This window comes from Bacillus sp. CCB-MMP212 (assembly GCF_022748145.1).
Lineage (GTDB): Bacteria > Bacillota > Bacilli > Bacillales > Bacillaceae_G > Bacillus_A > Bacillus_A cereus.
Map to the genome: position 1 here is coordinate 528,484 of NZ_JALDQE010000005.1, position 15,328 is coordinate 543,811.

Genomic DNA, 15,328 nt, shown 5'->3' on the forward strand with positions numbered 1-15,328 from the left:
CAAAAAAAGCATTCCAAATCTGTTGACAATTGGAACGCTTTTTTATGTTATTTAGTTTTTCAAGCTTTTAACTAAATCCATTAAACAAATAAGCTATGCTTTTTCTTTTTTATTCAGCAAGAGTTAACTGCCAAGATACACCATACTTATCATTTAACCAGCCAAACTTTTTACTAAACGGATAAGAACCTAAAGGCATGAGAATTGCTCCATCCTGCGCTAGTTTATGAAAGACCGTTTCAATTTCTTCTTCTGTCTCACAAGTTACATAAAGAGACATAGCTGGAGTGAATGTAAAATTATGATTTACATAACTATCAATACACATAAACTCTTGGCCATTTAGCGTAAAAGTTGCATGAATTACAGTTCCCTCTTTACCAGGTCCATTTTCATCGTAGCGAGAAATACTTACAATTTCCGATTGATCAAATAGCGACGTATAAAAATTCATTGCTTCTTCAGCTTTGCCCTCAAACATTAAAAACGTAGTAATTTTTTGATTTGCGTTACTCATATGGAGACAGCCCCTTGTTATGTATTTATGTAAAACATACGTCACTCAAAAACCGAACGTATATTCCTATTAATATATTGTCTATAAAAACGATGAGTTTGTCAATTATCTACTTTATTATTTCTTCTTAAATAATGCTGTCCAAAGAAATGATTCTCCAAACATTTCATTCGGTTGTTTCATTTGTTTCATCCTTCTAATCTCAATTACCTCAAATTCTTTAAATATCTCTCTTAACTTTTCTTCCGAGTATGCAAGACCACCTTGTAGACTCCATTCTCTATATACGTCCCAATCTGTTATTTCTGATCCATTTCGCTCATCTAAATCGCCTGCTGCAAAACATGTTAATCCGAAATAACCACCCGATTTTAATGAGTTTTTAATTAAATCCACATAATTTATTCTTCTATGCGGTGGAATGTGATGCAAACAGCCCGAATCATATACAAAATCAAATTCATTTTGAACCTCTAAATTAAAAATTGAATCACAAATAAAATGAATTTCTACCCCTTTTGCCAATGCCCTCTCTTTTGCCCAGTTAATGCCTTCTACAGATAAATCCACTGCTGTTACATCAAATCCTTCATTCGCTAGATAAATTGCATTTCTACCCGGACCACATCCAAGTTCTAATACTTTCCCTTTTAAAACTCTCTCTTTTTGTATATAAGAAACTAGATTCTCATCTGGAACATTTTCAAAAAACGGAACATCCTTTTCTCTATTCTCATAAAACTCATTCCAAAAGGGTTCAGCAGGTCTTAATAATGAATCGAGCATTTTTAAAATATCTTCTTGTGTGTGTAACGTTTCACTTTTCATTTGTACCCTCCATATTTCAATAGTCAGAAAATCATTATATAACTATCCGAACATTCGTACAAATTAAAGCTCCACATTTTATTTTTTCTTTATTTTTTTAATTACTTTAAATACGGTAAATGAAATTATAAACTTTACTCTTATGGTGCAAATGCATACCAACCTAATCTTAAAATACAAAAAGAGCCACAAATTTTGTGACTCCTTCTGCATTAATAATTGTATCAGGATTTTTTATTATATATATCGATTTCTCTATTAACAAACGATATAACTCTTCATCCCAATTACCACTTCACACTTTAACGACCACGTCTTTGCTGACCTTGCTTTGTACTACCTTTTTTATTACTTGGCTTATTAAATGATCGGTTATTTTCATTTCTAGAACTATTTCTCGAACTATTTCTTGAATCACTTCTCGAGCTATTTCTCGAATCACGTCTTGATTCACTTCTTGAACCTTCGCGGCTATCTCTTTGACGATTTTGACCTGATTTCTTCGGAGCCGGCTTTGGTACCGGTTTTCCATTTTCATCTACACGTTTTATCTTCGGTTGTTCGATTATTTCTCTTTGTATTGGTGCACCAAGCGTTTTTTCAATTTCTTCTAAATGTTTTTCATCTTTCGCTGCAACGAACGTAATTGCAAGACCTGATCCACCTGCACGTCCTGTTCGGCCAATGCGGTGAATGTAACTTTCTACATCTTCAGGGATATCAAAATTAAATACGTGCGTTACACCATCTACATCAAGTCCACGAGCTGCTACATCCGTTGCGATTAAGTACTGAATTTTAGCTTCGCGGAAACTCTTCATAACTCTTTCACGCTTCGCTTGAGGTATATCACCATGAAGTTCAGCACAATTATAACCTAGTCCTTTTAAATTATCATAAAGCTTACTTGCTCTAACCTTTGTACGACAGAAAATAACTGCTAAAAATGGCTGATCACGATCCATAACAAAACGAAGTGCATCTGGCTTTGCACGGTCTGTCGTCTCAATGACACGCTGCTCAATTGTATCGACCGTTACTTCTTCACTTTGTACTTGAATCATTTGCGGTTCATCCATATAACGCTTCGCTAATTTTTTAATATCTTTTGGCATCGTTGCTGAGAATAACATCGTTTGTTTACTACCTGGTGTCTCATCTAAAATATCTTCAATATCATATAAGAAACCAAAATAAAGCATTTGATCCGCTTCATCTAGTACAATCGTTGAAAGATTACTTAAATCAATTGTTTCACGTCGTATATGATCTAATAATCGTCCTGGTGTTGCAACAACAATATGTGTATTACCTTTTAATTTTCTCAACTGTTGCGCTACATCTTGTCCACCATAAATCGCTAGTACATTAATATCTTCTCTTTGAACAAGCATTTTTTTAATTTCAGCTGTAATTTGCAGTGCTAGCTCCCTTGTTGGTGCAACAATTAAAGCCTGAACATCACTAGACGCTGGATCGATTTTTTCTAAAATCGGTAACACGAATGCAAGTGTTTTACCTGTTCCAGTTTTTGCTTGACCAATTATATCTTTACCAGACAGTATTACCGGAATCGCTTTCTCTTGAATTGGTGTTGCTTCTGTAATTCCATTTTCACGTAATGTATGATTAAAAGTTTCACTAATTCCTAATTCTAAAAAGTTTTTCAAATAGACCACTTCTTTTCCTTATTTTTCACATTAGCTTTCATTGTACCATTTGTTTCGCCAAATATGAAAAATAAAAAAATTCTTATCTTCTTTTTTTATATTCATCCTGTACTAGATGAACAAATTCTTTTTGCTTTTTCTCAGATTTTATTAATGCTTCCATGTTAGTAGAAGACAAAATGAACTTCTTAATTTTTCTATTACTCCAAATTAATCTTGTATACTTCGGATCTTCATGTAGATTTCGAAACCACTCTAATTCACTTAATTTTGCGATATGGTGTTTCAATTTCATGTCATTTCGAGGATAAAATAAAATGATTTCTGCTATTACATCAAATAACGAACCCATCTTCTCCCCCCTATACTCTTGCTCAAATTATATATATTCTTCTTTACATATATATTTCAATTTTACCGAAATATAATGTTACTGATTTGGTTGAAATCGCAAAATATATGAACTAAAAAACCGATCTTTTCGATTTAGGAAAGACCGGTTTTCATTATTTTATAAAGTAAGCTTTCCTCCATGATAGCAATAATACTGTGCTGCTTTAAGACTTTTAATCCTATTTAAAGACTGTTCCGCCCTTTCTATATCTAAACAAAAATTCGGATTAGCTATAACTAATTCTCGATTCTCTTGAACCGCTGCATCTCCTGTAATTACACAGTCTAAATTCGGAAAATATAATGAAATATGCCCCGAGGTATGTCCTGGCGTTGCCACTACTTGACATTCATTATTCAAAATCATTTGACCATCATGTACTTTTTCATCGACGGAAATATGTTTTATATTTTTTAACTGTTGTATAAACCATTTGCCAAATTCTTTTTCTTCATTTGGCATACGTTCTAACATTTCTTCAGCTTGAACTAACCTCTCTGATTTTATATCACCATTAATATAGTTAGATTCAATTTCACTAGCAATAACATTAATATTTGGATATTTCACTTTAAAATCATATACAGCCCCTATATGATCGTCATCATAATGGGTAATAATTATATTCTTTAAGTTTTTCATCTCATATCCATGTTTTAATATTGCATTTTCAATTAAAGGTAAAAAACTTGGATATCCTGTATCAACTAACGTTAATTCATTATGTAATATAATTAAACTTGGATAAATACATTGTTTTTGCCCGTTAAATTCGAATTCAATTGGTAGTTCTATTATTTTCATTTTTCTTCCCCCATACCGCTTATAAAATGCATAATAATAACTAAATCATACACATACATTTTACTGTACATATCACAAATAATTTGAATCCAAATATCCATTTTGTTAGAATTCACGTTTAATGTGTAATTTCTATATAACAAAGAAAAAAGCACCCGTTATGGATACTTCCTTATCTTACCTGCTCAACTACATAAATCAAATTGGGTCTATCCGAAACCTGATATGTATAGTCTTCATTTTTATGCATATATGTTTCTATCCTATTTATCACTTTAAACATTCTGTCTGAATTCGCACTGAAACGAGATACTGAATCACATAAAACTATTGACCCTTTCTTATAAAAATTTATAATTTCATAAATATCTCGTTCTAAACAAACTTCTCCTACTTGCAAATCCTCTTTCGCTTCATAATTATAAATTCCCATTCTCATTTTCCCCTCAAATTGTATTTTTTCTTACAACATCCCCTTGTTACATAAATAATACCACGATAAAATTCTAAAACTCAAACTCATCGGCTTCATTTGAGAAAATAAAAAAGCCATCACCGAAGCGACAACTTTTAAGAAAATGGGAGAAAAGAGAGGAAAAATGGTTCGAACCAAAGTAACACCTGAAATGCTAGATGAAGTGGCTAATCTTGCAATTAATACCAGAATTACATTAGAAGCCTATGAATCACCAGCGAGTAAAGAGGCTATTTAAGAATTACAAAAGTTCTCATCAATAAATGCACCCTTAGATTATTTAGAAGTAATTCAATATTGTACGAATGCAGAGATTAATGTAGAAAATGAACTTTAATACGTATTACCACCAAACGTTACCTGCGTAGTACCTTTACTTGGAACGAACACATACTATGTAACGGAACACTGTTCAAAATAATCCACATTATAATATTTTGAACAGGTATTCCCCTATTTTTATGGAAATATATAATTAAGAAAAACAATAAAATTGATTAATCTCTCACTTCTTTGTCCATCCTTTTAAAAAATCTATGTTTTTGTAAAAGGAGTGTTTATATGGAGAAACAGACACTTTGGAAAAAGTTCAAAAAAAGCTCTGTAAACCTCGGTAAATCCAGCGTATATGAAAGTATTTATTTTATTCTACACAATGAAAAAGAAAGAATTACCTACTAAAGCGAAATTCATAATATTAGCCACTTTATCTTATTACGTATTAGCAATTGATTTCATTCCAGATATAGCTGCTATTATTGGGATCGGCTTATTAGATGATGTTTTAGCAATCGCTGTAGCGCATAAATATGTGATGCGCCATGCAGATGCTGAAATTCGAGAGAAGAGCAAAGTAAAGATGGAGTCATTATTTACTTCAGCACAAGCATAATTAAACTATCTAGTCATTTACCATGAGAGCATTGCAGAATAAATTCCTAAACAGTAAAAGAATTTCTCTTAGTCCTCAAACCGTAAACAAATAGGGTGTCAGCACTTATTCCTAAGTTCTGGCACCCTTTTATTTGTTCTTATTTCTATCTGTTATACAGTTGCATGTGTCCCCTTATACAAAACTGCTATTGCCGCGACTATAAGGATCACACCCATAAAAGCAGGTGCAGCATGACCAAGCGATACATAGATTTGCCCTCCAATAATAGGACCAATCATTCTTGCTAAAGCTTGAATAGATTGGCTTCCACCTTGAATCCTTCCTTGTTCACTAGAACTAACAGACTTTGAAAGCATCCCGTTGAATGAAGGTCCGAAAATTGAATCCCCAAAACCATACATCAGCATCCCAACGATAAGTAGTGGATAGAGTGAAAACAAAGCTGATGCCGCAATAGAACTGTATCCTATAATCTCCGAAACCATCCCAAGAATTGCTATTTGTTTATCACTAAGCTTGATCAAAAGCTTTGGCATGATAAAACTTTGTGAAACAATGTCTTGAAAGCCCAAAATTGAAAACATAAGTCCGATTAATGCAGGTTTCCAACTGAAAGTATCCATTGTAAATTGCGTGAAAATTGCTTGTAAAGATCCGTTAGGTATCCAAAGTAAAAACGCTGAGACAAGTAACCACTTTAAATTTTTCATGGAAAGTATGTTTGCTAGCTGTGCAAAAGGATTTAACCTTACAAAAGTAATCTCTTTCAACCTATTATTTTTTTCAAGGCTCTCAGGCATATATTTGATTCCATATACAACATTTATTAACGTTATGATTGCACCAAAATACATAGGTACAGTATCACCAAACTTGGCAAGTATCCCCCCAATGGTTGGGCCAATGATAGTTCCCGCACCTACAACTGCACTCACCCATCCAAAGTATTTCGTTCTCTGCTCTTTTGGAATAATGTCTGCAAAATATGCGAAGATAGTACTTATGCTCCCGCCTGTTATTCCTTCTATTATGCGTCCAGCAAATAGTACCCATAAAGCTCCTCCTATACCAAAAACTAAGTACCCAATTGCAGAACCAAATAAGCATATTAAAAGTAATGGACGACGCCCATATTTATCGCTTAAAGCTCCGAGTACTGGGGCAGCTAAAAACACGCAAGCCGCATATACGGAAGTTAGTAGTGTAACAACTAATGCTTGTTCTTCTGGATTACTTATATATGGCTGTACTAAGAATGGAACTACAGGCATGATGATACTGAAACCTATACCACAAAGAAATACAGAAATAAGTCCGAATAGTAAAGCATGTTTATCTATGTTTTTTTCAGTTTCCCTTTCATTTTGTGATCTAAATATAGACATTTAACTTCTCTCCTTAAAACATTTTTGTTGCTGCGTCAACAAAATGATAACTCCATTTTTGTTGATTAGTCAACAAAAATGACATAATAAAAAAGCAGCCTATTCTCATTAGAGTAAGGCTGCCTTTTCATTATTAAAATGTATTACGATTTAATATGTATACCTTGTTTCTTTATTTCCGCATCCAAATGTCTACTATACTTTTCCACAAAGCTAATTATACTGTTGAATTCTTCTTCAGTTACTTGCTCAAATACAGCTTTATCCCGCTCTTGAAACTCTTTATGCAAATTTTCATGGATTTTATAAATTTCTTTCCCTTGTTCGGTAAGCCTAAAATAAATTTCTTTCTTATTTTCTGACTTTTGGTAGCTTTCAACAAGGCCTTTTTGTATGAGCTTCTTAGTCATTCTACTTATAGCACCGCGAGTCACATAAAAAGCCTCTGCGAGTTGTGTCACGTTAGAATCTGCATTGTTTTCAATATATTCAATGCAGTGGACTTCAGAAGACTTAAAACCTTTAAGACCTTCTTCCATCTTATCTTTATTAAGCCAAACCAGCTTATTATATAATTCCCTGAAACCGTTCATGACCTGTTCTTCTTTATTCATGACCTGCCCTCCTCACCGCTCATTAGCATATTAAAACTATTATATTAAATTTCTGCTTATGTTTCGACAATATTGAAATAATTATTGTAACATTCAAGATATGTGTAAAAATTGGCGCTTAAATAAAACAATTCATTAAACAGCAAATTTATTGCTACTTACAGTAAACGGTAGACAAAAAGTAAGAGCTAAGATCATTTCTCTTAGCTCTTCTTTTATAAAACTATTTCACTTCATTAGCGACAAAAAAGTGCTCACATACACTTGATATGCGCTGTAAGTCCACGTTCCCACCGGATATAACAGCTACTACTTTTTTCCCTTTTATATAACTATCAACTTTTCCTGCAAGAAGTGCAGCAGTTGCTAATGCACCTGCACCTTCTACAACAGCTTTCCCACGTTGTAATAAATCTTTCATCGCTACTTCCAGTTCTTTTTCTGATACAGTTACAATATCATCTACTAATTCTTTTACAATTTCAAATGTTAATTCCCCTGGTATTTTAACTGCGCAACCATCTGCAATAGTAGGTGCCTCATAATGTTCTACGATTGCTCCTTTATCGTAAGATGCCTTCATTCCATGAACATTATCTGCTTGGACACCAATTATATTAATCGATGGATTAAAAGATTTCAATGCTACAGAAATACCAGAAATAATTCCGCCTCCACCTATTGGTACAATAACAGTATCTACATCCCACATATCATCAAGAATATCTAATCCAATTGTACCTTGACCAGCCATTACCTCTACATCATCATATGGATGTAAGTATGTCTCACCTGTTTCCCTTATAATTTCTTCACATTTTGCCTTTGCATCATCAAAGGTTTCACCATGTAAAATCACTTCAGATCCATATCCTCTAGTTGCTTCAACTTTCGCCTGCGGTGCAGAAATTGGCATAACAATTTTACTCTTAATACCGAGTAAATGAGCAGATAATGCAACTCCTTGTGCATGATTACCTGCTGAACATGCAATTACACCTTTTTCTTTTTCTTGATCCGTGAGCCGCGACATTTTATTAAATGCGCCACGGAATTTAAAAGAACCCGTTAATTGCATATTTTCTAATTTCAAATGAATTTCTCCGCCCGTTTTACTAGTCAAGTAAAAAGATTTTACTAATGGCGTTTTACGAGCATTTCTATCTAGAATCTTGTGAGCTTTTTTAATATCGTCTATATGTAATGGTAGTTTTCTAGTTATCATACTTACACCTCTTCCAATGTTCTATTCCTAAGTTTTCGTAAGTCGTAGCTCCTTTATACGAAAAGAAAAAGTCTTTATATATGTACCCCACTCTGAAATAAACACATTTGCAAACAATTTAACATCCTCTTCATATCACGTTCTTTATAATGATTCAGGCATGCAATTTGGATCCAGTTATTCTTTTGTAAATACGCTGATTCATAATGGACAATATATCCTTGTAAAGCTAACGCATCACCTACCGTTTTAGAAGACTGACCTTCGCTTAATTGAATTGTAAATATAATTTTCGCGGCATGTTCTTTAGGTGAAACAAGCTTTAACCCCATATCAGTAATAACTTCTTCAATATACTCGTATGTCTCTTTAATTTTTACAAATACCTTTTCATCTTCAAATCTCTTCAACGCTTCTTGCAATGCATAAATTAAATTCCATGATTGTGAGTATGGAATGCTTTCATTTTCTTCATACATACCAATGTCCATATAGGCCGGCACAGCCTCGTTTATTTTTACAATGTGGTTATGAAAAACGAAAGAAATTCCTGTATATGATTTAATCGCTTTACCGCTAACACCACTTGCAAAATACACATCCTTTAAGTCTAATGGTATTGCTCCAATTGAGCTTATGCAATCTACACATAGTTTTATTTGATTCTCGTTACAAAGAGTGTTTAGCTCGTTTAAATCGTTTAACATTCCAGTAGATGTTTCATGATGAACAAACCAAAGCCATTCATAATTTCCAGTTGTCATGATTTCTTCTAATTCGGTATAAATAAATGGATCTCCCATTTCCTTTTTATAAGTATCAAAATGTAACTGTGCTCGTTTTGCATGTCCAACTAATCTATTACCAAATTCCCCATTTGTTAATACTAGTCCTTTCCCTTTTAAAGAACGTAACTGTAAAGCGATCGCATCATTTGCTAACGTCCCTGTTCCTAACATAAGCTGTACATGTTTTGCTTTTGTCATGTAAAGTAACCGTTTTTTCACATTGTCCATCATCACTTGAAATGACTTAGAGCGATGCGAAATAGGCCGCGTAGAAAATGCCTTTCGAACGTTCTCTTCAATATCTACTGGACCAGGTAAAAACGTATATTCTTTCGTCATAATCCCCCCAACGCTCGATTCTTCAAACATAGCAGGGGTAACATACATTGGCTGAAAGGCCGCTTCTTCTGTACCAACTAACGTATGGAAAACTTTGAATCCCATTTGCTCATATAAAGCTAGTTCACGTGTTGTTGCAGAAATGAGTGCTAATTCATATCCATTTAGAAGCAAATAACGATGTAGAAAACGGATTAATCCTAACAACGCTCTTCCATTCCTATATTCACGTTCTACTGAAAGTAAACGAATTTCATACACTTTTTCTCCATGCTCTTGCAAATAAACATCTAAATTTGAAATTTTATAATCTAACGAGAATGGTCGTTTTCCCCGCACCGCGACCATACCTACTAATCTATCCTCATCTAAACAAATTAAATATGTATTTTCTTCATGAAACCGATCTATACGATACCGGTCTTTCGTTTCTTCATGTTGCGGAATCTCTTCTACAAAAGTTTTATAATTTAATTTATGTATACTTTCAAATTCCCAATCTTGATCAGCAACTTTATAAATTAACCCCATGCCTTATCTCCTTTATCTATTTAATAAAAAATGATAAGTGGAGATTATCCCCACTTATTAAACATTTATTTTATTCTCGATTTACATATAGAATAAGTACAATAATCATTCCACTTAAAATAGTCGTAACAACAGAATAAGAATAAAGAATCATACAAATTGGTAAACAAGCAATCGTAATTAGTCCTGGCTTCGTAAATCCTTTGAATATTAAATAAAATACAATAAAAATGCCTATGAGGGTAAGCGCTATCAAATAATCAAATGCAATTAATCCTCCAATAAATGTTGAAATACCTTTACCGCCCTTACCTTTAAATAAAACTGGGTAAATATGTCCAATAATAACGGCCAATAATGTTAACATTACGAATGTAGGGTCTTCAAACAGATATTTTGCAACAGTAACAACGATTGCCCCTTTAATCGCATCCCCAAAAAATGTAGCAATGAAATACCCTTTTCCATATACGCGCCCCATATTTCTTGCGCCAGGATTTCCGCTTCCTTCATCCCTAATATCAACGTTATGTCTCAATTTTGTTACTATATAAGCGGTCAATATGTTTCCAATTAAATAAGAAGCCACCAAATATAAAAACTGCATACTATTAATCATGTAATCATTCACTTTCTAAATAGGAATACATATACAATATTCAATTACTACGTATATTGTACGTTTTTAACATACATCCCTTTATACATTTTAACATCATATTTTTACAAATCATACAAAAATTCTCATGCGCTATTTTTAAAAATATATATCCCTCATTAAATAATATGTTCCTTTCACTGCCATTTCTGCTTGTGATACGAATGTAATTTCTTTCATACTTTCTTCACAGCATTTCTTAAATGCAGCAAATATTTCAGGAACTAAACGCAATATACTGCCACTTACTGCAATTGGAGTTGAGCGCTTAAATTGCATCTTGTTATAAACATCTACCGTAATTCTTGCTAATTCCTTTCCAGCTCGCATTATAATTTCATGCGCATCATCATTGCCATTTCTCGCTGCCTGAATAACTAATGGCGCGATTGCTGCAATTTTATCTTTAGAAGAAGTATATACTAAGTTTTTTATATGAGACGGTGTCAAAAGTTGAAACTGCCTTTGAATATTCAAACTCAATGGACAAAGGCTGATTCCTTGATCGAATTGAATTGTCATTTTCTTTAAAGCTTGTAATGCAATCCAATATCCGCTCCCTTCATCACCTAAAATATGTCCCCATCCACCGCTATACTCATACACTTCTCCTTTCTTTCCGATACAAATTGCCCCTGTACCACCTATAGTTAATATTCCATCCTTACCTTTTAAAGCAGCTGCATGCGCGATCATTGCATCATTAAAAATTTCAATTTTTGTTCCGTATTTCTTTTTTAAACGTAATGTTAATTCATTTGTATTCGCTCCGCTTATACCAGCTAACCCTAAACAAATACAAACGCAATGCTCATTTATTAAATTCTTCTGGCATTGATTAATTGCTTCCATAATATGCAAAATCGCCTGATCAAAATCTATTAATACATTTCCAAATCTGCTCGTACCTCTTACAACTTCATTTCCATTTTGATCAAATGCAATTGCCTCTGTCTTCGTTCCCCCGCCATCTACTCCAATCATATACTTCATATGTTCGCCTCATTTTCATTTACATATTGGAGGGAATGTTACATTCCCTAAAACCACGGAATTCTTAGCACCTGTTGCGCTCGGCACATTACTCGGATTACGATGATACGTTTCGTTTGCTAAAATAGCAAATGCAATTGCTTCTTTCGCTGCTGAAGAATGACCAATATCTTCTTGTATACATATGCTACATTTCTCTTCTCTTAATCCATTCCGTAACATTTCAACAAGTGTATTATTATAACTTCCACCACCAGCTAAAATCACCTCATCAATTTCATAATACGGCAAAATAAACGCCTTATAATGATGAACAATTGAACATGCTGTAAACATCGTGACAGTTGCCAATATATTTTCTTTACTATGCTTTTTAAATCGATTCAATAATTCAGTCACAAACGCTTCTCCAAACTGTTCTCTACCTGTTGATTTTGGTGGTTTCATGTTCAAAAATGGATGGTTCATACAGTATGTTAAAATTTCATCTACAACTACCCCCTGCTTTGCAATCCAACCATTTTGATCATATGGTACATGAAATAATCTTTGACATACTTCATCGATTACCATGTTGCCTGGTCCAGTATCAAAAGCAATAACACTCTCTTTACTTCGTTTACTTGGAACCACTGTAACATTACCAATCCCACCAATATTTTGTAGTAGTCTATTTTTAGTTTGATGCCGATATAAAATAATCTCTGAATATGGTACAAGTGGTGCACCTTGTCCCCCTGCCGCCATGTCCATCGTTCGGAAATTCGAGATAACCGTCGTGTTCGTTTCATATGCTATTACTGCTGGTTCCCCAATTTGCAATGTTGAAGAAATAATATTCCCTTCTTGCTTTGGCTGATGATAAATCGTTTGTCCGTGAGAGCCTATTAAATCTAATTGTCTCAAAGGAAAATTGGCCTCTTTACAAACTTCCTTTACAGCATTGGCGAAGCATAAACCAAGTTTAAAATTTAAACTACATATAAGTTGGACATTCGAAATTTCAATTGATAACGCTTGTTGGATCTCATTTTTCATATCATTACAAAATGGAACAGTAGTAAAATGGATGAGTTGGATTTTAGAATCTACACCACTTCCTTCTATATGAACGAGCGCTACATCTATTCCATCTAATGAAGTACCAGACATTACCCCTGCAATATACATAACGTGCATGACCTCCTATTTACTAAAAAACAATCATGTAAGTAACGAACGTACAACAAATCGAAAACAATATAAATCTAAAAAACAACTGAGCTTTTGATGCAAACGATCCATCAATGAAAGAAACAACTACCGTAAGCAAAACGCTTGCCGCAATACTTGTAACGAGCCATATACTATGCATTTGTGATAGATTTAGCATGCCTAATAAAGGGACAAAAAGTAAATTTGCACAAATCACTCCAAATAATAATAAAAATACGCCTTTATAACTAAATTTTATATTCATTCTATTTCCCCCTTTCTAGTTTTAATGTGAAAGAAGTGATAGACAAAAAGTCTATCACTCAAAATAACAGCGTGCAGATTAAGGATTAACAGATTCCCCGTCACCATTCTTTTCAATTTCAAGCATATTTTTGTCGTACATTTTAAAGAATGGTAAATAAATAAGGAACGATATTGCTATATTTATAAAAACTAATACAATCGCACGCCAATCTCCACCTGTTGCTAAATATGCACCAATTGGAGCAGGTAATGTCCATGGCGGCATAATATGCGTTGGTGTTACAAATCCCATCGCAGTTGCTGAATATGCAACAGTTGCTGTTACAAGTGGTGTAATGATAAATGGGATAATTAAAATTGGATTTAGTACAATCGGTAATCCGAATATGACTGGTTCATTAATATTAAAAATACCTGGAACAATACAAGTTCTTGATAATGCTTTCGAATATTTCGATCGACCAAATATAATCATAGCTAATACAAGCCCTAACGTCGCACCAGAACCGCCAATCCATATAAACCATTGATATAACGGCTCTGGTGAAATAAATGGCAACTGATCTGCTCCACTAGCAACTGCTTCACCATTTTTCCCTAGGTATACTTCCCATAATGGCCGAGCAACAGTTCCAACAACCGACACACCATGGATTCCGAATGACCAAAAAAACGTAATTAAAAACACTGGAATCATTACACCGAAGTAACTATCCCCAGCTTTTACTAATGGTGCTGCTAATTTATCAACAACATGGTGTAAATCAATGCTAAAAACGACAGTTACTAGACTCATTATAATAATAACGAATGCAGCAGGTATAAGTGCTTCAAATGAACGCGACACAGATGGCGGTACTTGTTCTGGCATTTTAATCATTACATTTTTCTTCTTACAAAATCTTAAAATCTCTACGGATAAAATAGAAACAATCATCGTCACGAATAATCCATGACCTCCGAGATTTGTCATTGGAAGCATAAATCCTTTTTTATCAATTAATTCGGGGGTTAATGTTAATAGCAGTGAACATACTGCAAGCTGTGCTCCTGATAAAGCATCTAATTTATAACTTTTCGCTAAATTATATCCTATTCCAAATGCTATATATAAGGACATAATAAACATAGTTAAACGATATGGTATCAATATACTTGTTTGATTCTTTAATGCCCAAACCGATATGAAACTATCTTTCGGCAGTGGTGGAAATGCTACTATTAAAAAGAAGCTTCCTACTATAATAAATGGTAACGCCGAAATAACTCCATCACGGATTGCTTGTAGATGCCTCTGCTCAGAGAGCCTTGCCATCGGGCCAGATAAGTTTTTATCAAGAAACGTGACAAACTTATTCATAACGCTTCCCCCTAACTGATTAATTCATTTACAGTTTTTAATAAAGTCGGGCCTCCAAGTGGCGTGTATGCTTGCGGCGGTATGATGCCACACGGAATAGATTCCTCCTCTGCAAATTTTTTTACAGAATCAAATCGGTGTCTTATTTGAGGTGCCACCATTACGACATCCCAGCCATTCTTTACTTCTTCCTCTACCTCATTCGTTCCAATTGCATGCACTTCCATGTTCACACCATTTTTCTCCGCTTCTTTTTTTAAAGCGTTTACAACAATTGCACTGGACATTCCTCCAGAACAGACGAACAAAACTTTCATTTATTAATCCTCCTATACTTATAATTTATTACCCTTCAAATGAAAGGAAGTTTCACTTTACTAACAAGCATATG

The 15,328-nt window shown here is 33.9% G+C and carries 16 protein-coding genes and 1 pseudogene; 1 reads left to right on the plus strand and 16 read right to left on the minus strand.

The window, feature by feature from the left end; translation table 11 throughout:
* Positions 1–109: 109 nt before the first annotated feature.
* From MRP26_RS17330 to MRP26_RS17355, 6 genes are all read right to left on the minus strand, one after another.
* Positions 110–517: a VOC family protein gene (locus tag MRP26_RS17330; RefSeq protein ID WP_000063589.1), complete on the minus strand. Its 408-nt coding sequence runs from the start codon at positions 515–517 to the stop codon at positions 110–112.
* Between the two features lie 117 nt (positions 518–634).
* Complete coding sequence (locus tag MRP26_RS17335; protein ID WP_053564497.1) at positions 635–1,345, minus strand: class I SAM-dependent methyltransferase; 711 nt, start codon at positions 1,343–1,345, stop codon at positions 635–637.
* A gap of 302 nt (positions 1,346–1,647) precedes the next feature.
* Complete coding sequence (locus tag MRP26_RS17340) at positions 1,648–3,024, minus strand: DEAD/DEAH box helicase (RefSeq protein WP_242806472.1); 1,377 nt, start codon at positions 3,022–3,024, stop codon at positions 1,648–1,650.
* A 73-nt stretch (positions 3,025–3,097) separates the two neighbouring features.
* Complete coding sequence (locus MRP26_RS17345) at positions 3,098–3,367, minus strand: hypothetical protein (RefSeq protein ID WP_224980964.1); 270 nt, start codon at positions 3,365–3,367, stop codon at positions 3,098–3,100.
* Positions 3,368–3,526: 159 nt separating this feature from the next.
* Positions 3,527–4,213, minus strand: coding sequence for an MBL fold metallo-hydrolase (locus MRP26_RS17350; RefSeq protein WP_016512845.1), 687 nt, complete (start codon positions 4,211–4,213; stop codon positions 3,527–3,529).
* A gap of 172 nt (positions 4,214–4,385) precedes the next feature.
* Entirely contained in the window at positions 4,386–4,646 is a 261-nt protein-coding gene (locus MRP26_RS17355; protein ID WP_000513517.1) for a hypothetical protein, read from the minus strand.
* A gap of 603 nt (positions 4,647–5,249) precedes the next feature.
* Here MRP26_RS17355 and MRP26_RS17360 point away from each other — a divergent pair.
* Positions 5,250–5,580, plus strand: a pseudogene (locus tag MRP26_RS17360) (YkvA family protein).
* 152 nt (positions 5,581–5,732) lie between these two features.
* Here the strand turns inward: MRP26_RS17360 and MRP26_RS17365 are convergent.
* The 10 genes from MRP26_RS17365 to MRP26_RS17410 all read right to left on the minus strand — a co-directional run bounded on the left by MRP26_RS17365 (position 5,733) and on the right by MRP26_RS17410 (position 15,254).
* Positions 5,733–6,968 (minus strand): MFS transporter, encoded by a 1,236-nt coding sequence (locus MRP26_RS17365; RefSeq protein WP_075719137.1) that lies wholly within the window; start codon positions 6,966–6,968, stop codon positions 5,733–5,735.
* Between the two features lie 143 nt (positions 6,969–7,111).
* A complete protein-coding gene (locus tag MRP26_RS17370) occupies positions 7,112–7,582 on the minus strand; it encodes a MarR family transcriptional regulator (RefSeq protein ID WP_001030904.1) in 471 nt (156 codons plus the stop codon).
* Between the two features lie 223 nt (positions 7,583–7,805).
* Positions 7,806–8,807 carry a bifunctional threonine ammonia-lyase/L-serine ammonia-lyase TdcB gene (gene tdcB / locus MRP26_RS17375; RefSeq protein WP_061661061.1) on the minus strand — a complete coding sequence of 334 codons (1,002 nt, stop codon included), beginning with the start codon at positions 8,805–8,807 and terminating at the stop codon, positions 7,806–7,808.
* Positions 8,808–8,881: 74 nt separating this feature from the next.
* On the minus strand, positions 8,882–10,465 hold the full coding sequence (locus MRP26_RS17380; RefSeq protein WP_053564504.1) for an aminotransferase class V-fold PLP-dependent enzyme: 1,584 nt from the start codon (positions 10,463–10,465) through the stop codon (positions 8,882–8,884).
* 70 nt (positions 10,466–10,535) lie between these two features.
* Complete coding sequence (gene plsY, locus MRP26_RS17385; protein ID WP_075719135.1) at positions 10,536–11,084, minus strand: glycerol-3-phosphate 1-O-acyltransferase PlsY; 549 nt, start codon at positions 11,082–11,084, stop codon at positions 10,536–10,538.
* A 138-nt stretch (positions 11,085–11,222) separates the two neighbouring features.
* Positions 11,223–12,116: a BadF/BadG/BcrA/BcrD ATPase family protein gene (locus MRP26_RS17390; RefSeq protein ID WP_242806473.1), complete on the minus strand. Its 894-nt coding sequence runs from the start codon at positions 12,114–12,116 to the stop codon at positions 11,223–11,225.
* Positions 12,117–12,131: 15 nt separating this feature from the next.
* Positions 12,132–13,286, minus strand: coding sequence for an anhydro-N-acetylmuramic acid kinase AnmK (gene anmK / locus MRP26_RS17395; RefSeq protein WP_075719131.1), 1,155 nt, complete (start codon positions 13,284–13,286; stop codon positions 12,132–12,134).
* Between the two features lie 22 nt (positions 13,287–13,308).
* Positions 13,309–13,575 (minus strand): hypothetical protein, encoded by a 267-nt coding sequence (locus MRP26_RS17400; protein ID WP_001021962.1) that lies wholly within the window; start codon positions 13,573–13,575, stop codon positions 13,309–13,311.
* 78 nt (positions 13,576–13,653) lie between these two features.
* Positions 13,654–14,937 carry a PTS sugar transporter subunit IIC gene (locus MRP26_RS17405; protein ID WP_001032277.1) on the minus strand — a complete coding sequence of 428 codons (1,284 nt, stop codon included), beginning with the start codon at positions 14,935–14,937 and terminating at the stop codon, positions 13,654–13,656.
* An 11-nt stretch (positions 14,938–14,948) separates the two neighbouring features.
* Positions 14,949–15,254, minus strand: coding sequence for a PTS sugar transporter subunit IIB (locus tag MRP26_RS17410; RefSeq protein ID WP_000865907.1), 306 nt, complete (start codon positions 15,252–15,254; stop codon positions 14,949–14,951).
* Between the last annotated feature and the right edge of the window lie 74 nt (positions 15,255–15,328).